The 20,327-nt window shown below is 61.5% G+C and carries 25 protein-coding genes; 11 read left to right on the top strand and 14 right to left on the bottom strand.

All coding sequences use genetic code 11. The features are described from left to right. Positions 1 to 65: 65 nt before the first annotated feature. A complete protein-coding gene (locus LGT41_RS07565; protein WP_274129512.1) occupies positions 66 to 527 on the top strand; it encodes an Lrp/AsnC family transcriptional regulator in 462 nt (153 codons plus the stop codon). On the opposite strand, the gene LGT41_RS07570 is transcribed toward LGT41_RS07565, so the two are convergent. Then, entirely contained in the window at positions 521 to 727 is a 207-nt protein-coding gene (locus LGT41_RS07570; protein ID WP_274129513.1) for a SlyX family protein, read from the bottom strand. The genes LGT41_RS07565 and LGT41_RS07570 overlap by 7 nt on opposite strands. Beyond that, complete coding sequence (locus tag LGT41_RS07575) at positions 712 to 1,725, bottom strand: Hint domain-containing protein (RefSeq protein ID WP_274129514.1); 1,014 nt, start codon at positions 1,723 to 1,725, stop codon at positions 712 to 714. Before LGT41_RS07575 ends, LGT41_RS07570 begins: the two co-directional genes overlap by 16 nt. A 147-nt stretch (positions 1,726 to 1,872) precedes the next feature. On the opposite strand from LGT41_RS07575, the gene hisS reads away from it, so the two are divergent. From hisS to LGT41_RS07595, 4 genes are read left to right on the top strand one after another with little or no spacing between them, the layout of a single operon-like run. Next, positions 1,873 to 3,369: a histidine--tRNA ligase gene (gene hisS, locus LGT41_RS07580; protein ID WP_274129515.1), complete on the top strand. Its 1,497-nt coding sequence runs from the start codon at positions 1,873 to 1,875 to the stop codon at positions 3,367 to 3,369. Continuing rightward, complete coding sequence (locus LGT41_RS07585; RefSeq protein ID WP_274129516.1) at positions 3,359 to 4,501, top strand: ATP phosphoribosyltransferase regulatory subunit; 1,143 nt, start codon at positions 3,359 to 3,361, stop codon at positions 4,499 to 4,501. Before hisS ends, LGT41_RS07585 begins: the two co-directional genes overlap by 11 nt. Next, entirely contained in the window at positions 4,501 to 5,190 is a 690-nt protein-coding gene (hisG, locus tag LGT41_RS07590; protein WP_274129686.1) for an ATP phosphoribosyltransferase, read from the top strand. The genes LGT41_RS07585 and hisG overlap by 1 nt, the downstream gene beginning before the upstream one ends. Positions 5,191 to 5,212: 22 nt before the next feature. Beyond that, positions 5,213 to 5,791: a nitroreductase family protein gene (locus LGT41_RS07595; protein WP_274129517.1), complete on the top strand. Its 579-nt coding sequence runs from the start codon at positions 5,213 to 5,215 to the stop codon at positions 5,789 to 5,791. Here the strand turns inward: LGT41_RS07595 and LGT41_RS07600 are convergent. The 11 genes from LGT41_RS07600 to LGT41_RS07650 form a co-directional block, all read right to left on the bottom strand. Next, a complete protein-coding gene (locus tag LGT41_RS07600) occupies positions 5,788 to 6,057 on the bottom strand; it encodes a DUF1467 family protein (protein WP_274129519.1) in 270 nt (89 codons plus the stop codon). The genes LGT41_RS07595 and LGT41_RS07600 overlap by 4 nt on opposite strands. Continuing rightward, positions 6,054 to 6,458, bottom strand: coding sequence for a methylmalonyl-CoA epimerase (mce, locus tag LGT41_RS07605; RefSeq protein ID WP_274129520.1), 405 nt, complete (start codon positions 6,456 to 6,458; stop codon positions 6,054 to 6,056). The genes LGT41_RS07600 and mce overlap by 4 nt, the downstream gene beginning before the upstream one ends. 76 nt (positions 6,459 to 6,534) lie before the next feature. After that, entirely contained in the window at positions 6,535 to 6,906 is a 372-nt protein-coding gene (locus tag LGT41_RS07610; protein ID WP_274129521.1) for a DUF1761 family protein, read from the bottom strand. Positions 6,907 to 6,964: 58 nt separating this feature from the next. Continuing rightward, positions 6,965 to 7,210 (bottom strand): SRPBCC domain-containing protein, encoded by a 246-nt coding sequence (locus tag LGT41_RS15955; protein ID WP_476366407.1) that lies wholly within the window; start codon positions 7,208 to 7,210, stop codon positions 6,965 to 6,967. Further along, positions 7,186 to 7,401 carry an SRPBCC family protein gene (locus LGT41_RS15960; RefSeq protein ID WP_274129522.1) on the bottom strand — a complete coding sequence of 72 codons (216 nt, stop codon included), beginning with the start codon at positions 7,399 to 7,401 and terminating at the stop codon, positions 7,186 to 7,188. The genes LGT41_RS15955 and LGT41_RS15960 overlap by 25 nt, the downstream gene beginning before the upstream one ends. Continuing rightward, a complete protein-coding gene (locus LGT41_RS07625; RefSeq protein ID WP_274129523.1) occupies positions 7,394 to 7,738 on the bottom strand; it encodes an ArsR/SmtB family transcription factor in 345 nt (114 codons plus the stop codon). Before LGT41_RS07625 ends, LGT41_RS15960 begins: the two co-directional genes overlap by 8 nt. A 71-nt stretch (positions 7,739 to 7,809) precedes the next feature. Further along, positions 7,810 to 8,394: a TIGR04282 family arsenosugar biosynthesis glycosyltransferase gene (locus LGT41_RS07630; protein WP_274129525.1), complete on the bottom strand. Its 585-nt coding sequence runs from the start codon at positions 8,392 to 8,394 to the stop codon at positions 7,810 to 7,812. After that, positions 8,394 to 9,539: a succinyl-diaminopimelate desuccinylase gene (dapE, locus tag LGT41_RS07635; RefSeq protein WP_274129526.1), complete on the bottom strand. Its 1,146-nt coding sequence runs from the start codon at positions 9,537 to 9,539 to the stop codon at positions 8,394 to 8,396. Before dapE ends, LGT41_RS07630 begins: the two co-directional genes overlap by 1 nt. Positions 9,540 to 9,548: 9 nt before the next feature. Beyond that, positions 9,549 to 9,944, bottom strand: coding sequence for a hypothetical protein (locus LGT41_RS07640; RefSeq protein ID WP_420720205.1), 396 nt, complete (start codon positions 9,942 to 9,944; stop codon positions 9,549 to 9,551). Continuing rightward, a complete protein-coding gene (gene dapD / locus LGT41_RS07645; protein WP_274129529.1) occupies positions 9,895 to 10,722 on the bottom strand; it encodes a 2,3,4,5-tetrahydropyridine-2,6-dicarboxylate N-succinyltransferase in 828 nt (275 codons plus the stop codon). Before dapD ends, LGT41_RS07640 begins: the two co-directional genes overlap by 50 nt. A 57-nt stretch (positions 10,723 to 10,779) precedes the next feature. Next, positions 10,780 to 11,712 carry a threonine/serine dehydratase gene (locus LGT41_RS07650; protein WP_274129530.1) on the bottom strand — a complete coding sequence of 311 codons (933 nt, stop codon included), beginning with the start codon at positions 11,710 to 11,712 and terminating at the stop codon, positions 10,780 to 10,782. Positions 11,713 to 11,787: 75 nt separating this feature from the next. Here LGT41_RS07650 and LGT41_RS07655 point away from each other — a divergent pair, with 75 nt between their 5' ends. Beyond that, positions 11,788 to 12,612, top strand: a complete 825-nt coding sequence (locus LGT41_RS07655; RefSeq protein WP_274129531.1) for an LOG family protein — start codon at positions 11,788 to 11,790, stop codon at positions 12,610 to 12,612. A gap of 48 nt (positions 12,613 to 12,660) precedes the next feature. Here LGT41_RS07655 and LGT41_RS07660 read toward each other — a convergent pair whose 3' ends face one another. Further along, positions 12,661 to 13,638, bottom strand: a complete 978-nt coding sequence (locus tag LGT41_RS07660) for a GlxA family transcriptional regulator (RefSeq protein ID WP_274129532.1) — start codon at positions 13,636 to 13,638, stop codon at positions 12,661 to 12,663. Positions 13,639 to 13,712: 74 nt separating this feature from the next. Between LGT41_RS07660 and bcoG the strand changes: the two genes are divergently transcribed. From bcoG to LGT41_RS07685, 5 genes are all read left to right on the top strand, one after another. Beyond that, the gene (gene bcoG, locus LGT41_RS07665; RefSeq protein ID WP_274129533.1) at positions 13,713 to 14,621 is read left to right on the top strand and encodes a 3-dehydrocarnitine:acetyl-CoA trimethylamine transferase BcoG; all 909 of its coding nucleotides are present in this window, start codon (positions 13,713 to 13,715) and stop codon (positions 14,619 to 14,621) included. A gap of 50 nt (positions 14,622 to 14,671) precedes the next feature. Continuing rightward, positions 14,672 to 16,117, top strand: coding sequence for a carnitine 3-dehydrogenase (locus LGT41_RS07670; protein ID WP_274129534.1), 1,446 nt, complete (start codon positions 14,672 to 14,674; stop codon positions 16,115 to 16,117). A gap of 15 nt (positions 16,118 to 16,132) precedes the next feature. After that, positions 16,133 to 17,296 (top strand): acyl-CoA dehydrogenase family protein, encoded by a 1,164-nt coding sequence (locus LGT41_RS07675; RefSeq protein WP_274129535.1) that lies wholly within the window; start codon positions 16,133 to 16,135, stop codon positions 17,294 to 17,296. 228 nt (positions 17,297 to 17,524) lie between these two features. Then, entirely contained in the window at positions 17,525 to 19,540 is a 2,016-nt protein-coding gene (locus tag LGT41_RS07680) for an acetate--CoA ligase family protein (RefSeq protein WP_274129537.1), read from the top strand. Continuing rightward, positions 19,537 to 20,322, top strand: a complete 786-nt coding sequence (locus LGT41_RS07685; protein WP_274129538.1) for a carnitinyl-CoA dehydratase — start codon at positions 19,537 to 19,539, stop codon at positions 20,320 to 20,322. Before LGT41_RS07680 ends, LGT41_RS07685 begins: the two co-directional genes overlap by 4 nt. The last annotated feature ends 5 nt before the right edge of the window (positions 20,323 to 20,327 follow it).

Genomic DNA, 20,327 nt, shown 5'->3' on the forward strand with positions numbered 1-20,327 from the left:
AACAGGTTCAATCATCGCAGAAATTCGCGTATATATGGCCAAACTTATCCACATTTTGGCAGAATATGAAATTTTCAGACCAGGAGCGCGCTTTGCTGCGGGAAATTCAGCGCGATAGCACATTGTCGCTGAATGCGCTGGCCAGCCGCTGCGGCATGGCGCAATCGACCGCGTGGCGCAAAATGCAGGAATTTGAGCGGGCGGGGCTGATTTCGGCGCGCGTCGCGCTGCTGAACCCGGCTTTGGCGGGGCGCAAGCTTTGCGTGCTGGCGCATATTTCGCTGGCCGATCATTCTGCCGAGGCGATTGAGGGGTTCACGCGCATGGTGCAGCTTCATGCCGATATTCAGGAATGCTTCAAAGTCTCGGGCACGTCGGACTATATGCTGAAAATCCGCGTGGCCGATGTGGAGGCCTATGAGGATTTCATGACGCATAACCTGCTGCGCAGCCCCTATGTGCGCAGCGTGGTTTCAAGTTTTGTGCTGAAGGAAGTGAAAGCGACAACCGCGCTCGGGCTTCAGTAATGCGGTGGGCGCTGGTCGGCGGGCGGGGCCGCAAGCTGGCCATCGGCTTCGGCCTGGGCGGCGGCTTGCAGCAGCATTTGCACGCGACGTTCAAGCACGGCGAGCCGCGCAGCCTGATCGGTGACAACGGCGTTCAGATCATCAATCACCGATTGCTGGTGGGCGATGGTTTCTTCAAGCTGGGTCAGGCGGTTTTCCATACCCCTTGATAGGCCGAGGCGGCGCGGGCTTCAAGTGCGCTGAGCGTGGGGTGGCTGACATAGCTTTCGGCCAGCAAATGCGCAGGAATGCTGGCCAGAACGGTTGGGTCTGATGCGGCGAGCGGGTCAAGGCTTTCGGCCGCCACGCCCTGCACGTTCAGCACATGGTGCCCGCCTTCCAGCAAAAGATGATGATAGGATATTTGCCGCTGAGGCTGGCGTATTATGCTGCGATCATTACATAAATCGGCGACGCGCACCCAGATATGCGCGGTGTCGAACAAAAGCTGCGCCAGATTTCCCGTAAGCAGGACACGATGGTCGGGTGACAGCAGCAGCGGCGCATTCGCCCCCAGGCTGCCGGGGGCAAGGCAAATGGGGGCGAGCGGCCCAAGCCCGCTGACATGCCGTTCGGCCCGCCAGACAATAGGGCGCGGGCCGGTGCGGGTGCAAACCCTGTCGCCCGCGTGCAGCGTTTCAATGGCGCGCCAGCCTTCAGGGCATTGCACAAGGCTTCCGGCTGCAAAACAAACAGGCGCGCCGATCAGGTCATCATAGTTGACACTGCGCGGCGAGTTTTTCCAGGACATGATTGTCAGCTGGTCGCCGGGGCTGATATCAATCGTGGTTGCATAGCCAATGGCAATATTGTTCCCGGCCACGCCATCGACATTGTTGATCTGCACAATGGCCAGCACGCCCGTTTCAAGCGTTGTGGCGTTGACCACTACCGAGGTGCCCAAAATCGTAACGCTGGTGCCGGCCGGGCCGATCACCGTGCCGTCCATATCAATCGCGCTGCTCAGCAACTGGTTATTAGTGGGGCTTTCGACATTGAGCGCCGCGTCATCATCGGTGACCGTTACCAGCGTTGGTGCCGCGCCCGCTGCGGCGGTGGTAATTCGGGTGCTGCCAAATGTCGGGTAAATGCCGAACGGGTCGCCAAATCCGCCGCTCAGGCCCAGATCTTGCCCCGTATAGACCATGAAACTCGGCACATTCACCCCACCAAAACCGCGACTAGTTTAATAAAATCCTATGAATCGGTTAATTCGTGGTTAATAGATTGCCCCTGATGTGGCCTTGCCCCCGCGCGCGGCTTTGCGATAGGACTGCGCGAGAGAGTTTTCAGGCCGGGGGCCGCTATGGCACAGAATAAATCGGGCAAGCCACGCCGCCCGCGCGCAGAAACGCCGCGCGGGTTTCAGGATTATTTCGGGGCGGATGTAACCGCGCGGGCCGATATGCTGCGCGGCATCACCGATGTCTACCACGCCTACGGGTTTGACCCGCTGGAAAGCAGCGCCGTGGAAACGGTCGAGGCTTTGGGCAAGTTCCTGCCCGATGTTGACCGCCCGAACGAGGGTGTGTTCGCCTGGCAGGATGAAGATGAAAGCTGGATGGCGCTGCGCTATGACCTGACCGCGCCGCTGGCCCGCGTTTATGCGCAGCATCGCAACACGCTGCCCAGCCCCTATCGGCGCTACAGCTTTGGCCCGGTCTGGCGCAACGAAAAGCCGGGGCCGGGGCGGTTTCGCCAGTTTTACCAATGCGATGCCGACACCGTTGGCGCGCCCAGCGTGGCGGCCGATGCCGAAATTTGCACGATGCTCGCCGATTGTCTGGAGGCCGTTGGCATTGCGCGCGGCGACTATGTGGTGCGGGTCAACAATCGTAAAGTGCTGAACGGCATTCTCGATTCCATGAATATTACCGCTGAACATGCAGGCCGGCGCGATGCGGTTTTGCGCACGATCGATAAATTCGACAAGGTGGGCGAGGCCGGTGTGCGCCAGCTTCTGGGCAAGGGCAGGCTCGACGCTTCGGGCGCCTATATCGATGGTGTTGGTCTTTCGGATGATCAGGCCGCACCCGTGCTGGCCTTTCTGACTTCGCGCGCCGATGACGCTGCAAAAACGCTGGCAAATCTGCGCGCTGCGGTTGCGGGCTCGGCCACGGGGCTGGCCGGGGTGGATGAGCTTGAAACCATTGCGACATTGGCCGATGCCCAGGGCTATGGCGGTGATCGTGTGCTGATCGACCCTTCGGTCGTGCGCGGCCTTGGCTATTATACCGGCCCGGTTTACGAGGCGGAACTGACCTTTGAGATTACCGACGAGAAGGGGCGGCCAAGGCAGTTCGGCTCGGTCGCTGGTGGCGGGCGGTATGATGATTTGGTTAAACGCTTTACGGGTCAGGATGTGCCTGCAACAGGTGTATCCATCGGGGTCGACAGGTTGCTGGCGGCGCTCGTGGCCAAAGGGCAAAGCCGCCGCACGGCATTGGGGCCAGTGGTGGTGAGCGTGATGGACAAGGACCAGTTGGCGCATTATCAGGCGATGGTGGGCGAGTTGCGCGCGGCCGGCATTCGGGCCGAAATGTATATGGGCAACCCCAAAGACCTTGGCCGCCAGCTTAAATATGCCGATCAGCGCAACAGCCCGGTTGCGGTGATCGAGGGCAGTCAGGAGCGCGCCGACGGTATTGTGCAGCTCAAAGACCTTGCGCTTGGCGCAGCTTTGGCGGCGAACATAACCACGAACGAGGAATGGAAAGCCCAGCCCGCGCAGCTTAGCGTGAAGCGGGCAGATCTGGTTGCCGAGGTGCAAAAGATGATTGCACGCGCCGCAAATGCAGACTGACCGCGCCTATTTGCCGGGCGCGCGCACCGGTGCTGGCTTGCAGGCGCTGCAATCCGAGGTGGGCCGCCTTCTGGCGCTGTTTGAAAAGGCGGGGGCCGAATTTCTGGACCCGCCCGCTTTGCTGCCCGCCGATGTGCTGATCGACCTTTACGGCGAGGATATTCGCGCGCGCGCCTATACCATGACCGACCCGGCACAGGGCGAAATGCTGCTGCGCCCCGATTTTACCGTGCCCGTGGTTCAACTGCATATGCGCGATGGCAGCGAGCCTGCGCGTTATATGTATTCCGGGCAGGTCTGGCGGCGTCAGGCGGCAGGCTCGACACGGCCCAACGAGTATTTGCAGGTGGGGTTCGAGCGGTTCGACCGCGGCGACGCCGCGGCGATAGATGCCGAGGTGTTTTGCCTGATGCAGGCCGCTTTGGGCGATTTGCCCGTGCAGGCGGCCACCGGCGATCTGGGGATTTTGCGCGCAGCCGTTCAGGGCTTAACCACATCCGATGCCCGCCGCGCTGCACTGATGCGCCATATGTGGCGGCCTGCACGGTTCAAACATTTGCTTGAACGCTACAGCGCGCCCGCGCGGCCGTCAGAGCCACGCAAAGCTCTGCTTGAGGCGGTCCATGCAGGGCGATTGGGTGAGTTGGTGGCGGGTGCCGCGCCACTTATCGGGCTGCGCAGCTTTGAAGATATCGAAGCCCGCGCCGCTGTGCTGGTGGATGAGGCCGCGCAACCGCCGCTGGATGCGGGCGAAGTTGCTGTGCTGAACGACGTGCTGGCCCTTGCTGGCATGGTCGACGAGATTGCACCAAAGCTGGATGCCCTGGCTGAAAAACGTCCCGCGCTTGGCAGCGCCGCCGCGCAGTTTGCCGACCGTGCCGCCGCTTTGCGCAAAGCGGGCGTTGATACTGCGCGCCTGCCGTTTGAAGCCAGTTTCGGGCGCACGACGCTAGAATATTACGACGGTTTTGTCTTTGGCTTTCAGGCGCTGAACCGGCCCGACCTGCCGCAAATCGCCCAGGGTGGGCGCTATGATGCTATGACGGCGGTGCTTGGTCAGGGTCAGGGCATTCCGGCCATTGGCGGCATTCTGCGCCCCGAGGCGCTTTTGGCCGCGAAAGGGGGCAAATGATGCGCATCCGCTTGGCCGTGCCCTCCAAGGGGCGCTTGCAGGAACAGTGTTTTGACTGGTTTGCCGAACGCGGCGTGACGCTGGCGCGCAGCGGTTCCGGCCGCGAATATGCCGGCCAGGTAGACGGGTTTGACGGGTTGGATTTGCAACTGCTTTCGGCGGGCGAAATTCCGCGTGAACTTGCGGCCGGGCGCATTCATTTTGGCGTTACCGGGCTTGATCTGGTGCATGAGAAAATTCCGGCCCATTCCAGCGCCGTTGAGGTGATTGCGCCTATGGGTTTTGGCCATGCCGACCTGATCTTGGCCGTGCCGCGCGCCTGGGTCGATTGCGACAGCCTCGATGATTTTGACGCCATCGCCGCGCAGTTTCGGGCGCGCCACGGGTTTCGGTTGCGCATCGCCACCAAATACCACGTGATCGTGCGCGACTATCTGGCGCGGGCCGGGATTGCCGATTATCAGCTTGTCGACAGTCAGGGTGCAACCGAGGGCACAGTGCGCAACCAGACTGCCGAGGCGATTGCCGATATCACGTCATCGGGCGAAACGCTGGCCGCCAACCATTTGAAAATTATTGGCGATGCGCCAATACTGGCCAGTCAGGCCACGCTTTTTGCCGCTAAATCCGCCAATTGGACAGGTCTGGACGCGTTGCGCAGCCGGTTCCTTGCCCAGCTTGGCGCCTAGTCGAAATCAACAGGAGCCAGCTATGCCAGATGCCATGCCCGAAGTTCTTGCCTTTCTGCGCAGCCGCCGCTCGCGCCCCGCAAAATCGCTTGGCCTGCCGGTGCCCGATGAGGCCGCGCTTGCCCCGATCCTGGAGGCCGGGCTGCGTGTGCCCGATCATGGCAAGCTAGAGCCCTGGCGGCTGATCATTCTGGAACAGGCGGCCTTGGCGCGGCTTGCGGCGCTGACCGAGATGCGCGCCGCCGAAATGGGGCATGACGCCGAGCGGATCGCAAAATCCAAAAGCCAGTTTGCCGATGCGGCGCTGGTTGTCGCGGTCATATCCTCGCCGGTGATCAGCGAAAAAGTGCCGCAGGTTGAACAGACGCTTTCGGCAGGGGCGGTGTGCCTGTCGCTGCTGAATGCCGCTGCCGCTGCGGGCTGGGGGGCGAACTGGCTGACCGGCTGGATGGCGCTTGATGCGCCGTTCTTGCAGCAGGGTCTTGCGCTGACACCCGATGAATTCGTGGCCGGCTTCATCCATATCGGCACCGAGCGGGCCGCGCCGCCCGAACGCCCGCGCCCGGATATTGCCGCGAAAACAAGCTGGATGCGCAGCTAGCGCGACAGCACACCGCGCCAGTCAAAATCGGCCACCGTTACCACGTCATATTCGATAATGGCGCTCAGCCCCAGCCAGACGGGCACGGCGACGAGCGTGACGATGAGCATCTTGCGCCCCAGGCGCAGGTTTGACGGCGCCGATGCGGGCGTGCCCTTGACCGTGTCATTGTCTTCGCCCTGTGTGCGCAGGCCAATGGGCAGCGCGATCATCAGGGTCATGAACCAGACCACGGCGAACAGAACGATGAAGGAAATAATGCTCATAGCTGCTCCAATTCGATCAGCGTTCCGTTGAAGTCTTTGGGGTGCAGGAACAGAACCGGCTTGCCATGCGCGCCGATTTTCGGCTCACCTCCGCCCAGAACGCGCGCACCGCTGGCTGCAAGCTTGTCGCGCGCGGCCAGAATATCGGCAACCTCATAACAGATATGGTGGATGCCGCCCGCGGGGTTCTTGCCCAAAAAACCTTCAATGGGCGAGTTTTCGCCCAGCGGATGAAGCAGTTCGATCTTGGTATTGGGCAGGGTGATGAAGACAACGGTTACGCCATGTTCAGGCTCGTCTTGCGGCGCGCCAACATCGGCGCCAAGCGCGTCGCGGTAAAGGGCGATAGCCGCGCCAAGATCGGGCACGGCTATGGCTACGTGGTTTAGGCGTCCTATCATGGTATCCCCCTGATTTCGCCAACCAGCTATGCCATTTTCACGGCGCACGACAAGACGCAAATCGCCGCATGGCTGGCTAGATGATGGCGTGGATCGCGATCATGATCACACCCGACAGGATGATATAGCCGCCATCAACGCAAAGCGCATAGGTCGATTTTTTGACGAATGCGCCCGAGGAGACGACGAAGGCCGATGCCGCCAGAATGGCTGCGATGGCGGTTATGAGCGCATCGGTCGTGGCGGTAATCGCGACGACAAACGACAGTAAAAACACCGCCACAAGCTGTGCGACCATCGCAAAGACCGGCATGGATGATGCGCTGCCAAGCTCTACCTTCGAGCCCGCCGCCCAGCCCTTGCCAAAGAGCATGGGGCTATACCACGCCCAGCCCGCCATAAAGGCCGCAATGCCACCAATGATAAATGCCAACCAGTTCAGTTCCATAATATCCCCCATGTGTTATTGGTCGTATGCCGCCAAGCCTAACAGAGATTGCGGCCGTTCAGGTAAGGCTATAGGCAAGAACGCCGTCAAGCGTGGCCAGAATGGCCCCCCAACCCGCCTCATGGTTGTTTCGGCTTTCCTCGGATGGGAATTTTACGTGCAAATGTTCGACATCGGTGCCGCCCGCCGCACTTGGCGCAAGGTTCAGCGTAACCGTGCTGCCCGCGTCGGAATTGGGCGATTCCCATGTGAATACCAGCTTGCTGTGGCGGTCTATGGTCAGATAGGTGCCGCTATGGGGCAGTTCTTTTTCCCCGCTGTCATGACAATATCAAACCGCCCGCCAACGCGGGCATCGGTTTCGGCCTTTGGCACGGTCACGCCTTCGCCGGGGGTCATGAATCTGACCAGCATGGCCGGGTCGAGCCAGGCGTTGAAAACGGCCTCGATCGGGGCGTTGATGGTGCGGGTAACACGCAGTGAAAGTTCAGTCATCTTTATCTCCGGGTTGCAGGATTTCATCCAGACGTTCCAGCCGCATATCCCAAAGAAGGCGCAACTGCCCGAACCAGCGATCTATTTCGCGGATTGGGGCCATATTCGCCTCGATCAGATGCACGCGGCCAAGCGTTTTGCGGCTGACAAGCCCGGCGGATTCCAGAACCTTGATGTGCTTTGAGACCGAATTGAGGCTGGTATCAAAATGCTCGGCAAGAGCGGTGACGCGCGTCGGCCCCTGCTGCACGAGCAGGGTCAGAATGGCGCGTCGTGTAACATCACTTGCCGCTTTCAGGATGTCTGATAGGCGCTGGGATTCGTCATGTTCAACCATATGGGTGAATATACTCCGGAGTCACAGATAGTCAACCATTTGGGTGAATATTACTTTCAGCCTATGGCCGGTTAGTGTTTGAGGCGCCTAAGGTCGTCCAAAGTGTCGACATCATCAAGCGTGGCGCAAAGCCCGTGGCTGGCGCTGCCAAGGCTGGCCAGCGTGTCGGCCAGCGCATATTGCGTGGACCAGCGCGTGTTGCTGAACAGCGTTTTCGGCAAGGGGCGGCCCAGATTGCGCGCGCCTATCGCCCAATAGCCGCCATCGCCCGCCGGGCCCAGAACAAAGTCCTTTCGCCCCAGCACGGCGAAAGCCTTTGCAATATGGGCGCGGGTGATTCCGGGAATATCGGCGCCAATGATCAGCACAGGGCCTTGATGCGCCGCCAGTTGCCGCGCCATACGCGCCCCCAGATCGCCACCACCTTGTGGAATGCGCGCAAATTGCGCGGGCCAGACACGGCTGGACAGGCCGGCACGGTCGGGCGAAACCGCCAGCACACAGTGCCAGCGCGGATCGGCAATTTCGCGCAACAGCCGCGCAACCTGATGGCGGAACCAGAAGGCGGCGCCTGTCATGCCAATCTCCTGCCCCAGCCGGGTTTTGACGCGGCCGGGCAGGGGTTCTTTCAGCATGACAACAAGGCGCGGGCGCATCAGCGGGTGAAGTAGCGGCGCAAAATGCCTGCGTAAATGGCTTTGAGCTGGGTGATTTGCGCAAGCTCGACGCTTTCATCAACCTGGTGCATTCCGCGCCCGACCAGCCCGAATTCAACCACCGGGCAATGGGCCTTCACAAAACGCGCATCCGATGTGCCGCCGGAGGTGGAATAGACCGGGCGGATGCCGGTATTCTCGGCCACCGCATCGGCCACAAGCTCGGAAAATGCACCCGGCTCGGTAATGAAACTCTCGCCCGAAACTTTCACCTGCATGTCAAAATCAATGCCGGTTTCGGCAGAAATTTTGTCAACCTCAGCCTGCATCCACGCGGTGAGGCTGTCGGATGAATGCGCATCGTTAAAGCGGATATTGACCGTGGCGCGCCCGCTGGCGGGGATGACGTTATTGGCCGGGTTGCCGCAGTCGATTGTGGTTATCGCAAGGGTGGAAGCATCAAAATGGTCGGTGCCTGCATCGAGTTCATGGCTGGCAAGCCGGTCCATCAGCCGCGCAAGCGCGGGCAGAGGGTTGCGCGCGCGGTGCGGATAGGCGGAATGGCCCTGTTGGCCACGCGCTACAAAGTAAGCTGTCATCGAGCCGCGCCGCCCGATTTTCATCATCTCGCCCATTATGTTGGGGCAGGTCGGCTCGCCCACAAGGCAATGGTCCATACGCTCGCCCTGCGCTTCCATCCAGTCCAGAATGGCGACGGTGCCGTCAAGCGCATCGCCCTCCTCATCGCCGGTGATGGTAATGGTGATGCTGCCATCGGGCGGGGTTTGTGCCACGAAATCCACCGCCGCCGCCACAAAGGCCGCCACGCCCGATTTCATATCGACCGCGCCGCGCCCGTAAAGCCTGCCATCGTGGATTTCCGCGCCAAACGGGTCATGCGTCCAGTCATCGCGACTGCCGACCGGCACCACATCGGTATGGCCGTTAAAGCCAAAGGCGCGGGTATTGCCGGGCGCACCCCAGCGGGCGAACAGGTTGGAAACCCCGCCACGGTCGATGCGCGTGCAGGCAAAACCTGCCTTGCCAAGCAGATCCTCAAGCAGCACCAGCGCGCCGCCCTCCTCTGGTGTGACCGAGGCGCAGCGCACCAGCTTGGCGGTGAGGTCGACGGGGTCAAGGCTCATATCAGCATCCTAATGCGGGCCGTTCGGGGTTTCATCCTCGAAAAACGGGGTCATTTGGACAACGATGACAGCGTTCTCGGCCAAGGCACGGTCCATCAAGCCGCGCTCCTCATCCGAAATATCATGCCCATCGGCCAGCCGCTCTTCCAGCGTGCCATAGCCCGAAACATCGAGCGGGTGCAGCCCGGCGGTTTGCAGCACATTCACGGTTTCATTCACCGCTTCCTGCTCGTCCACTCCGCTGGCATAAATCATCAGCGCCGCCCCCGTCGCCCCCTTGGGCAGGTCATCATCGGCGCTGCGGCCGACTTCAACCAGCAGGGTAAACACCTGCTGTGGGCGTTTGGGTTTCTTCTCAGTCACGCAAAAGCTCGTTGATGCTGGTTTTGGAGCGGGTGCGCTCATCGACCCGCTTCACGATTACAGCGCAGTAAAGGTTGATGCCGTTTTTGGAGGGCATCGCGCCTGCGACAACAACGGAATAGGGGGGCACTTCGCCATACATCACGGCGCCTGTTTCACGGTCGACAATCTTGGTGGATTTGCCGATAAATACGCCCATGCCCAGAACCGAGCCTTCGCGCACGATGCAGCCTTCAACCACCTCGGAGCGCGCGCCGATGAAGCAATTATCCTCGATGATGGTCGGGCCTGCCTGCATGGGTTCCAGCACGCCGCCAATGCCAACGCCGCCGGAAAGATGCACGTTCTTGCCGATTTGCGCACAGCTGCCAACAGTCGCCCATGTATCGACCATCGTGCCGCTATCGACATGGGCGCCAAGGTTCACAAAGCTCGGCATCAGCACCACACCGGGGGCGATATAGGCCGATTTGCGCACAATCGCGTTGGGCACGGCGCGAAAACCGGCCGATCGCCACTGGGTGTCGCCCCAGCCTTTGAACTTGCTGTCGACCTTGTCCCACCAGCCGCCGCCCTGCGCGCCACCCGATTGCTGCTCCATATCCTTGATGCGAAAGCCCAGAAGCACGGCCTTTTTGGCCCATTGGTTGACATGCCATTCACCGCTTTCGCGCGGTTCGGCCACGCGCAGCTTGCCACTGTCCAGCGCATCCAGCGTATGCTCGATCGCCTCGCGCGTTTCGCCGGTTGTGGCTGGGCTGATCGTGTCGCGCGCCTCCCATGCGGCTTCGATGGCGGCTTCGAGTGCTGAATTTGACATGGGTCGCTCCTGGAATGTTTCGCTTTTGATGCGCTATAACGGCTTGGCGCGATGGGTTCAATGCGACGCGCTGGCCAGCGGATCCGGCGCGATATTGCCGCCGCACAGCAATACGGCGACTTTTTCGCCAATGGCGGGGGTATAGGCGCCCGATACGAGCGCGGCCAGCGCCGCTGCACCGGCCGGTTCCACCAGAATCCGCGCGCGCTGCCAAAGCAGGGTTTGCGCCCTGGTAATGGCGTCATCCTCGACCAGCACCGATGTGATGTTGTGCGCTGTCGCAAGATCATAGCAGATGCGGCCGATTTTTCTGGCCCCCAATGCGTTGGCGGCGACGCCGGAAACCTCAACCGTGGTTTCTGGCCCTTCGGCCAGGGCATTGTGCAATGTGGGCGCAAGGCGCGGTTCAACCGCGACAAGCTTGCGCCGCCCGGCAAGCCAGGCCATTGCGCCCCCGATCAGCCCTCCCCCGCCAACCGCAATCAGCACGGTATCGGCCTCCAGCCCCTGTGCCTCCCATTCGGCCATGACCGTGCCTTGGCCTGCCACAGTGCCGGGCGCATCATAGGCGTGGATTTGCATCGCCCCGGTGGCGGCTTCATGCGCTTGTGCGGCGGCCAGGGCTTCGGCATAGGTGCCGGGCAGAACGCTGAGCTTTGCCCCCGTGCTGCGGATAAGGTCGATTTTCGATTTTCCAGCAAATTCCGGCACGAAAATATGCGCCGCATGGCCCAGACTGGTGGCGGCATAGGCCACCGCCGCGCCATGATTGCCACCGGAGGCCGCAACAACCCCCGCCGCTGGCACCGGCTGCGACAGCAGGGTGTTGAACGCCCCGCGCGCCTTGAAGCTGCCGGTATGCTGCATGTGTTCCAGCTTCACGGCGATCGGATAGTCCAAGCCCAGCCCCTCAAGCATGGCAACAGGTGTGCGGCGGATATGGGGGGCAATGCGCAAAGCCGCGGCGGTAATTTCATCGTGATGCACCATTTTTCTCCCCTTGCTGGCAATGCTGTGCGGCAGACTATAGAAATGGTCCCAAAGCACCAGTTGAAAGGACGTGGCATGGTAGAAATTCGATGGAAACAGGAGCGGTTTCCCGATGCGGGCGAGGATGTGGCCACCCAGAAGAACGTGCCCGACACGCCGCAAACCCGCGCGTCCGCCTACCGGCTTGCTTTTGCCGATAGCGAGTTTCTGTGCCGTGACGAGTTGCGCGCCGTGCGCCTGCAACTGGAACTGCTCAAGCCCGAAATGGCCTTGGCTGAACGCGGAATCACCTCGACCGTGGTGCTGTTTGGCGGCGCGCGCATTCCCGACCCTGAATTCAAGGACAAGGCGCGCACGAAGACGCTGGCCGATCTGTCGAAATACTACGATGCGGCGCGCGAATTTGCCCGGCTCTGCACGGAAAAGTCGCTCAAATCCTATGGGCGCGACACCGTTGTCTGCACCGGTGGCGGGCCGGGTGTGATGGAGGCGGGCAATCGTGGCGCGGTTGATGCGGGGGGCGTGTCGATTGCGCTGAATATCGTGCTGCCCCATGAGCAGGCCCCAAACCGATATGCCACGCCAGAGCTTTGCTTCAACTTCCACTATTTTGCCATTCGCAAAATGCACTTTCTGTTGCGCGCCAAAGCCGTTGCGGTCTTCCCCGGCGGGTTTGGCACACTCGATGAGCTGTTTGAAACCCTGACACTGGTGCAGACTGGCCGCATGGAGCCGCTGCCGATATTGCTGTTTGGCAAGGCATTCTGGCACAAGATCATCGACTGGGAGGCGCTTGCCGATGCCGGAACCATCAGCGCCGATGACATCAAACTGTTCCGTTTTGTGGAGACGGGGGCGGAAGCCTTCGAGGTGATGGAAAACTGGCACAAGGCGGGATAGCAGCGCGGGGCAGGAGCCTCCGGCGGGGATATTTAAGAGCAAAAGATGCTAGCTGCGCGCGCGCATCTGCCGTGGGTTCTGGCCGAATTTCGCCAAAAAGGCGTGGTTGAAGGCGGCGGGGCTGGAAAAGCCGCAGCGCAGCGCGATTTCGGCCATCGGATGCGCGGTGTCGCGCACAAGCCGGGCGGCGCTTTCCAGCCGCAGGTTGCGACAGGCCTGGCCGGGAGCCATGTTCAGGCTGCGCGCAAAGCGGGTTTCGAGCGCGCGGCGTGATACGCCCAGGCTTTGCGCGAGTTTGGTGACAGAAAGCGGCTCATCGAGCGCGGTCTCCATTGCATCGAGCGCGCGGGCGACCAGCGGGTCGCGGCGTTCAAGGCGGGCGCGGGCCATGAGCGGCTGGCGGTCGGCACCGCCGGCGGCGGATTCATAGATGAACACACCCGCCACCTGTAGCGCCAGTGCCACGCCATAGCGGGCGCGGATCAGTTCCAGCATCATATCCATCGCGGGCGACGCACCACCGGCGGTGATGCGGTTATGGGTGATGACAAAGCGCGCGCCCTGCACATCGACCTCGGGATGGGCGGCGGCAAAGTCTTCAAGGTCTTCCCAATGGGTTGTTGCCTGCTGGCCAGACAGCAGCCCCGCGCGTGCCAGCACCCAGGTTCCGGCCTCGACCCCGCCGAGGCAGGCTAGGCGCGGCGCAAGCTGACGCAGCTGGCGCAAGATCGGGGCAGGCGCGTGGCGGGCCTGGTTGAAGCCGGAAATCACCAAAAGCAGATCGACCGCGCCAAGGGTTGCGAGGCTTCCGCCGCTGGCCACGTCCAGCCCGCATGTCAATGTGGCCGGCAGACCATCGGGCGTGACGATGCGCCAGGAAAACAGCGGGCGGCGGGCAAAGCGGTTGGCGGCGCGCATCGGGTCGAGTGTGCTGGCAAGCGACATCATCGAGCTTTCGGGCAGCAGCAGCAGGCCGACATGCAGCGGCTTTGCGCTGGGCTGGAAGATCATATTTGCGTGTTTCATCAATTTTCATGCGTAAAAGATAAATTGTTTTGCCGCAAGACCGCGATACTTGCCCCAGGAACCGGAGGAAGCCAATGCCACTGTCCATGAACCAGGAAGTTTTCATCACCTGCGCTGTTACCGGCTCGGGATCGACCCAGGAGCGCAGCCCGCATGTGCCGCGCTCGCCCCAGCAAATTGCCGAAAGCGCGATTGCGGCGGCCAAGGCCGGGGCGGCAATTGTGCATTGCCATGTGCGCGACCCGGAAACCGGCAAGCCCAGCCGCGATCCGGCCATGTTCCGCGAAGTGACCGAGCGCATTCGCGACAGCGACACCGATGTTGTGCTGAACCTGACAGCGGGCATGGGCGGTGACATTGTGTTTGGCGATGTCGAACAGCCCCTGCCCACCGTGGCGGGCACCGATATGGCCGGTGCAACCGAGCGTGTGGCGCATGTGCTGGATTGCCGGCCCGAGATTTGCACGCTGGATTGCGGCACGATGAACTTCGCCGAGGCCGATTATGTGATGACCAACACGCCGGGAATGCTGCGCGCTATGGGCCGGATGATGACGGAGTCTGGCGTGCTGCCGGAAATCGAAGCCTTTGATACCGGGCATTTGTGGTTTGCCAAGCAGCTTGTGGCCGAGGGCATCTTGAAATTCCCGGCGCTTGTGCAGCTCTGCATGGGCGTGCCCTGGGGCGCACCGGATGACCTCAACACCTTTATGGCGATGGTGAACAACGTGCCAGATGGCTGGAACTGGAGCGCCTTTTCGCTGGGCCGCAACCAGATGCCCTATGTCTCTGCCGCCGTTCTGGCCGGGGGCAATGTGCGCGTGGGGCTGGAAGATAACCTGTGGCTGGGCAAGGGCAACCTGGCCACCAATGCGCAGCTTGTCGAAAACGCGGTCGGGATAATCGAGCGCATGGGCGCACGGGTGATCGGGCCGGAAGCGGTGCGCGAAAAGCTGGGGCTGACCAAGCGGGCACCAGCATAAGACGGGTTTGATCCTGCGCGCATCATGCGCTGCATTTCCGGAGGCACGATATGACAAAAACGGCAGCAATCATCGGCGGCGGGGTTATTGGCGGCGGCTGGGCGGCGCGCTTCCTGCTGAATGGCTGGGATGTTCGGATTTCCGACCCCGACCCGGAAGCCGCACGCAAAATCGGCGAAGTGCTGGCCAATGCCCGCCGCAGCCTGCCCGCGCTGGCCGATGTGGCCATGCCGCCCGAAGGCAGGCTCAGCTTTGCCACCAGCATTGCCGAGGCGGTTGCGGGGGCGGATTGGGTGCAGGAATCGGTGCCGGAGCGGCTCGACATCAAGCACAGGGTGTTTGCCGAAATTCAGGCATATGCGCGCGCGGATGCGGTGATCGGCTCCTCCACCTCCGGCTTCAAGCCAAGCGAGTTGCAGCAGGGCGCGGCCCGGCCCGGGCAGATTTTTGTCTGCCATCCGTTCAACCCTGTCTACCTTCTGCCCTTGATCGAGGTTGTGGGCAGCGATGTGGCCGACCCGGCCATACGCCAGACCTGTGTTGATACCCTTGAAAAGCTTGGCATGAAGCCCCTGCTTGTGCGCAAGGAAATAGATGCGCATATCGCCGACCGTTTCCTTGAAGCCGTGTGGCGCGAGGCGCTGTGGCTCGTCAAGGACGGTATCGCCACGACCGAGGAAATCGACGACGCGATCCGCTTTGGCTTTGGTCTGCGCTGGGGGCAGATGGGCCTGTTTGAAACCTATCGCATTGCGGGTGGCGAGGCGGGGATGAAGCATTTCATCGCGCAATTCGGCCCCTGCCTGGCCTGGCCCTGGACCAAGCTGATGGATGTGCCTGAACTGACGGACGAGTTGGTGGAGACTCTGGCCAGCCAGTCAGATGCGCAATCGGGAATGCACTCTATCCGTGAACTTGAGCGTATTCGCGATGACAATCTTGTCGGCATGATGCGCGCGCTCAAGCGCAACAATTGGGGCGCGGGCGCGCTTTTGGTCGCGCAGGACAGGCGTATGGGGCGAACAGCGCCCGCGCTGGGCCTGGTCGAGACCCAAAACCGGCAGGTGCCGCAAAGCTGGACCGACTATAACGGCCATATGAACGAGGCGCATTATCTGGAGGTTTTTGCCGCGGCCTCGGACCGGTTCATGGAAATCATCGGTGCCGATGCAGACTATATTGCCGCTGGCAACAGCTATTTCACCGCCGAGACCCATATTCGCCATATTGACGAGGTTCATGCGGGTGCGCGGGTGCGGGTCGAAACCCAGGTGCTGGCGGGTGCGGGCAAAAAGCTGCACCTGTTCCACAGTCTATTCGAAGGCGCGCGACTGCTGGCAACCGGCGAGCATTTGCTGCTGCATGTAAACCTGAACAGCCGCGCCACAAGCGAGCCTTTGCCGGACGTGGTTGCAAAACTGGCCGATTATGCCAAGGCCCATGCCACAATGCCGCGCCCCGAAGGGGCCGGGCGTGCCGTGGGCCAGAAGCCGTAGCATAAGGTAATCATTATGGATTTCGGGCTGAGCGAAGAACAGCAGATGATTGTCGACACAACACGCGCCTTTGTGGAGCGCGAGCTTTACCCGCATGAGGCCGAGGTGGAGCGCACCGGCCATTTGCGTATGGAGCTTGTGCGCGAGATTCAGGCCAAGGCGATCGAGGCGGGGCTTTACGCCGCCAATATGCCCGAAGATGTGGGCGGCGCCGGGCTCGATACGCAAACATGGCTGCTCTATGAAAAAGAGCTGGGCCGCGCCAATTACGCGCTGCACTGGACATGCGTTGCCCGCCCGTCGAACATCCTGCTGGCCGGAACGCCGGAGCAGCGCGAGCGCTACCTTTTTCCCTGCATCCGCGGCGAGAAATGGGATTGTTTGGCAATGACCGAACCCGGCGCGGGCTCGGATTTGCGCGGCATGAAGGCCAGCGCAAAGGCCGATGGCGATGATTTCATCCTGAACGGCACAAAGCATTTCATCAGCCATGCCGATATCGCCGATTTCGCCATTGTGTTCATGGCGACCGGCGAAGAGCAAACCCCGCGCGGCCCGAAAAAGCGGATCACGGCATTCTTTGTCGACAAGGGCACGCCGGGGTTTGAGCTGCGCGATGGCTATCGCAATGTCAGCCATCGCGGCTATACGAATGCGGTGTTGGAGTTCAATGACTGCCGACTGCCACAATCGGCCGTGCTGGGCGAGGTCCACAAGGGATTTGAGGTTGCCAATACATGGCTCGGGGCCACGCGCCTGCAGGTGGCGGCAACATGCCTTGGCCGCGCCGAACGCGCGCTGGGTTATGCCGTTGATTATGCCGCAGAACGTGAACAATTCGGCCAGAAAATCGGCAAGTTTCAGGGCGTCTCCTTCAAGCTGGCCGATATGGCGATGGAACTCAAAGCCGCCGAGTTGCTGACACGAGAAGCCGCCTGGAAATTTGACCAGGGCACGGTAACGGAATCCGATATGTCGATGGCCAAGCTCAAAGCCACAGAGGTGCTGGCGATGGTGGCCGATGAGGCGATCCAGATCCACGGTGGCATGGGGCTGATGGATGACCTGCCGCTGGAACGCATCTGGCGCGACGCGCGGGTTGAACGGATCTGGGAGGGCACCAGCGAGATCCAGCGGCATATCATTTCACGCGAAATGCTGCGGGCACGCGGTGCATAAAGTGATGATGCCTCCGGCGGGGATATTTATGAGCAAAAGATGTAACGGAATATTAACCATGTCTGGGCAGGCTGGCATGGCGGTACAGGCGGGGACGCCGATGACCGCAGCGAGAGATGGCACCCTGTTCCGGTTTTCGGGGCAGGGTGTTTTCTTGCCCATCTTTTGCTTTGAAATATCCTCGGGGGTCCGGGGGCAGACAGCCCCCGGCTTGGAACCTGTCGTATCATGACCTCTGCTTCACTGGCACGCCTGTTTCGCCCCCGCCACATAGCTGTCTTTGGCGGCGGCTGGGCGGAAAACGTTGTTACGCAATGCCGCAAAATGGGGTTTTCGGGCAAGGTTTGGCCTGTTCATCCGACACGTGTTGACATTGGCGGGGCGGCGACTTTTCGAACGCTGGCAGATTTACCCGAAGCGCCCGATGCTGTGTTTCTGGGTGTCAACCGCCATGCAAGCATCGAAATTGTGCGTGAATTGGCGGGTATGGGTGCGGGCGGTGTTATCTGCTTTGCCTCGGGTTTTACCGAAACGGGTGATGCCGATTTGCAGGCAGAACTGGTTGCCGCAGCGGGTGATATGCCGCTTTTGGGGCCGAATTGCTATGGGGTGATTAATTATCTTGATGGCGCATTGCTATGGCCCGATCAGCATGGCGGGCAGCGGGTTTCGCGCGGCGTTGCGCTGATCTCCCAAAGCTCGAACATCGTCATCAATCTTACAATGCAGACGCGCGGGCTGCCTTTGGCCTATATCGCTTGCGTGGGCAATGCGGCGCAAACCGGAATGGCGGCCATTGCCGATGGGCTATTGGATGATGCCCGCGTGACCGCCATTGGCTTTTACATCGAAGGTATTGGCGATGCGGAGGCGTTTTATGCAATGGCAGCGCGGGCGCGGGCGCTGGGCAAGCCGCTTGTGGCGGTAAAATCCGGCAAATCGCCAATGGCGCAGGCGGCGGCAGCAAGCCATACCGCAGCACTTGCCGGGGGCGGGGCGGCGAGTTCGGCATTTCTGCAGGCGTGCGGTGTGGCCGAAGTGGATGAGCTTGATGTCATGCTTGAAACGCTCAAGCTGCTGCATATGTTCGGCCCCTTGCCGGGGCCACGGCTGGCCTCGCTCTCTTGTTCGGGTGGCGAGGCTGGCCTTGTCGCCGACCTTTGCCGCGATCTGGAGCTGGATCTGCCATATCCGGAAACCGCTGTTGCGCTGCGCGAAATTCTTGGCCCGCTGCCCACCATCTCCAACCCGCTTGATTATCACACATTCATCTGGGGCGATGGTGCGCGGATGCAGGCAACCTATGCCACCATGATGCAGGGCGGGTATGATGCTGCAATGCTGGTCATCGATTTCCCCCATGTGGCCCGCTGTTCGCTGGAGGCCTGGGAGCCAGCGGTCGAGGCCTGGGTCGCCGCGGCGCAGCAAACCGGCGTGCCTGCCCTTGCCGTGGCGAGCTTGCCCGAGAATTTGCCGGAAGCGCGCGCACAGGCGCTTATGGCGGCAGGTGTTGCGCCCTTGCACGGGCTGCGCGCCGCATTGAAGGCAATTGCCGCCGCGGCCGCAATTGGCGCATTTGCGCGGCCAGAAACATGGCGCCCGATTGCGCCTTTGCCCGCAGCGCCGCTGCATTTGGTGGATGAGGCGGGTGCCAAGGCGATGCTGGCGCGCGCGTCTGTGGCGGTGCCACGGGGCGTGGTGGTGCGGGATTGCGCCTTTGGCGCGGCAGGCGCATTGCAGGGCCGTTTGGCGCTGAAGGGTCTGGGGCTGGCGCATAAATCCGAGGCGGGCGCCGTGAAGCTGGGCCTGATGCCTTCGGAACTGCCAGATGCCGCCCGCGAAATGCCCGGTCAATTGTTTCTGGTTGAGGAGATGGTCGACGGCGCGGTGGCCGAATTGCTGGTGGGGCTACGGCGCGATGCGGTTTATGGCGCCACGCTCACCCTTGGCATGGGTGGCACGGCAGCGGAATTGCTGGGCGATACGCAAACACTTATACTGCCATGCGCGCGGGATGATATGCGCGCAGCGCTTGGCCGTCTGCGGCTTGCCCCATTGCTGCACGGCTATCGTGGCCGCCCGCGTGCTGATGTTGAAGCGGCGCTTGATGCGGTGCAGGCTATGGCAGAGCTGCTGCTGCATGATACGCGTATCGAAGAAATTGAGGTCAATCCGCTGATGCTGCGCGCCCAGGGCGCGGTTGCCGCGGATGCGGTTATCTGGACACGACAGGAGGCGACATGAGTGATTCCCCCATCAAAACCCGGCGCGAGGGTGGCATATTAGAGGTGACGCTTGACCGCCCCAAAGCCAATGCGATTGATCTGCATACCAGCCGTATCATGGGCAAGACCTTTATGGCGTTTCGCGACGATCCAGAGCTTCGCGTGGCCATTTTGCGCGCCGAGGGTGAGAAATTTTTCTGCCCCGGATGGGATTTGAAGGCGGCAGCCACCGGCGATGCCGTGGATGGCGATTATGGCATTGGCGGGTTCGGCGGGCTGCAGGAGCTTGGCAATTTGAACAAGCCGGTCATCGCGGCCGTGAATGGCATTTGCTGCGGTGGCGGGCTGGAGCTGGCGCTGAGCTGCGACCTTATACTTGCCACGGATAGCGCAACATTCGCACTGCCCGAAATCCGCTCGGGCACGGTGGCCGATGCCGCCAGCATCAAGCTGCCAAAGCGCATTCCCTACCATGTGGCGATGGACCTGCTGCTGACCGGGCGCTGGTTTGATGCCGAGGAAGCCTTGCGCTGGGGCCTGCTGAAAGAGATCACCAGCCAGGCAGATTTGCTGCCAAAAGCCTGGGCGCTTGCGCGCCTGCTCGAAAGCGGGCCGCCGCTGGTTTATGCCGCGATAAAAGAGGTGGTGCGCGAGGCCGAGGATATGAAGTTTCAGGACGCGCTCAACCGTATATCCAAGCGGCAGTTTGCGACCGTCGACCGGCTTTATGGCTCGCAAGACCAGTTGGAAGGCGCGCGCGCCTTTGCCGAAAAACGCGACCCTGTCTGGCGGGGCTGCTAGGGCGG

Source organism: Abyssibius alkaniclasticus (genome assembly GCF_020447305.1).
In the GTDB taxonomy this organism is placed as follows: domain Bacteria; phylum Pseudomonadota; class Alphaproteobacteria; order Rhodobacterales; family Rhodobacteraceae; genus Abyssibius; species Abyssibius alkaniclasticus.

Excerpts from the sequence above, each read along its gene's own strand:
- LGT41_RS07675 (WP_274129535.1), top strand. The coding sequence starts at position 16,133 with ATGGATTTCGGGCTGAGCGAAGAACAGCAGATGATTGTCGACACAACA.
- dapD (WP_274129529.1), bottom strand. The coding sequence starts at position 10,722 with ATGTCAAATTCAGCACTCGAAGCCGCCATCGAAGCCGCATGGGAGGCG.
- hisS (WP_274129515.1), top strand. The coding sequence starts at position 1,873 with ATGGCACAGAATAAATCGGGCAAGCCACGCCGCCCGCGCGCAGAAACG.
- LGT41_RS07655 (WP_274129531.1), top strand. The coding sequence starts at position 11,788 with ATGGTAGAAATTCGATGGAAACAGGAGCGGTTTCCCGATGCGGGCGAG.
- hisG (WP_274129686.1), top strand. The coding sequence starts at position 4,501 with ATGCGCATCCGCTTGGCCGTGCCCTCCAAGGGGCGCTTGCAGGAACAG.
- LGT41_RS07680 (WP_274129537.1), top strand. The coding sequence starts at position 17,525 with ATGACCTCTGCTTCACTGGCACGCCTGTTTCGCCCCCGCCACATAGCT.
- LGT41_RS07670 (WP_274129534.1), top strand. The coding sequence starts at position 14,672 with ATGACAAAAACGGCAGCAATCATCGGCGGCGGGGTTATTGGCGGCGGC.
- LGT41_RS07625 (WP_274129523.1), bottom strand. The coding sequence starts at position 7,738 with ATGGTTGAACATGACGAATCCCAGCGCCTATCAGACATCCTGAAAGCG.
- LGT41_RS15960 (WP_274129522.1), bottom strand. The coding sequence starts at position 7,401 with ATGACTGAACTTTCACTGCGTGTTACCCGCACCATCAACGCCCCGATC.
- LGT41_RS07650 (WP_274129530.1), bottom strand. The coding sequence starts at position 11,712 with ATGGTGCATCACGATGAAATTACCGCCGCGGCTTTGCGCATTGCCCCC.
- LGT41_RS07685 (WP_274129538.1), top strand. The coding sequence starts at position 19,537 with ATGAGTGATTCCCCCATCAAAACCCGGCGCGAGGGTGGCATATTAGAG.
- LGT41_RS07660 (WP_274129532.1), bottom strand. The coding sequence starts at position 13,638 with ATGAAACACGCAAATATGATCTTCCAGCCCAGCGCAAAGCCGCTGCAT.
- mce (WP_274129520.1), bottom strand. The coding sequence starts at position 6,458 with ATGATAGGACGCCTAAACCACGTAGCCATAGCCGTGCCCGATCTTGGC.
- LGT41_RS07585 (WP_274129516.1), top strand. The coding sequence starts at position 3,359 with ATGCAGACTGACCGCGCCTATTTGCCGGGCGCGCGCACCGGTGCTGGC.
- LGT41_RS07600 (WP_274129519.1), bottom strand. The coding sequence starts at position 6,057 with ATGAGCATTATTTCCTTCATCGTTCTGTTCGCCGTGGTCTGGTTCATG.
- LGT41_RS07610 (WP_274129521.1), bottom strand. The coding sequence starts at position 6,906 with ATGGAACTGAACTGGTTGGCATTTATCATTGGTGGCATTGCGGCCTTT.
- LGT41_RS07595 (WP_274129517.1), top strand. The coding sequence starts at position 5,213 with ATGCCAGATGCCATGCCCGAAGTTCTTGCCTTTCTGCGCAGCCGCCGC.
- dapE (WP_274129526.1), bottom strand. The coding sequence starts at position 9,539 with ATGAGCCTTGACCCCGTCGACCTCACCGCCAAGCTGGTGCGCTGCGCC.
- LGT41_RS07630 (WP_274129525.1), bottom strand. The coding sequence starts at position 8,394 with ATGCGCCCGCGCCTTGTTGTCATGCTGAAAGAACCCCTGCCCGGCCGC.
- bcoG (WP_274129533.1), top strand. The coding sequence starts at position 13,713 with ATGCCACTGTCCATGAACCAGGAAGTTTTCATCACCTGCGCTGTTACC.
- LGT41_RS07640 (WP_420720205.1), bottom strand. The coding sequence starts at position 9,944 with ATGAGCGCACCCGCTCCAAAACCAGCATCAACGAGCTTTTGCGTGACT.
- LGT41_RS07565 (WP_274129512.1), top strand. The coding sequence starts at position 66 with ATGAAATTTTCAGACCAGGAGCGCGCTTTGCTGCGGGAAATTCAGCGC.
- LGT41_RS07570 (WP_274129513.1), bottom strand. The coding sequence starts at position 727 with ATGGAAAACCGCCTGACCCAGCTTGAAGAAACCATCGCCCACCAGCAA.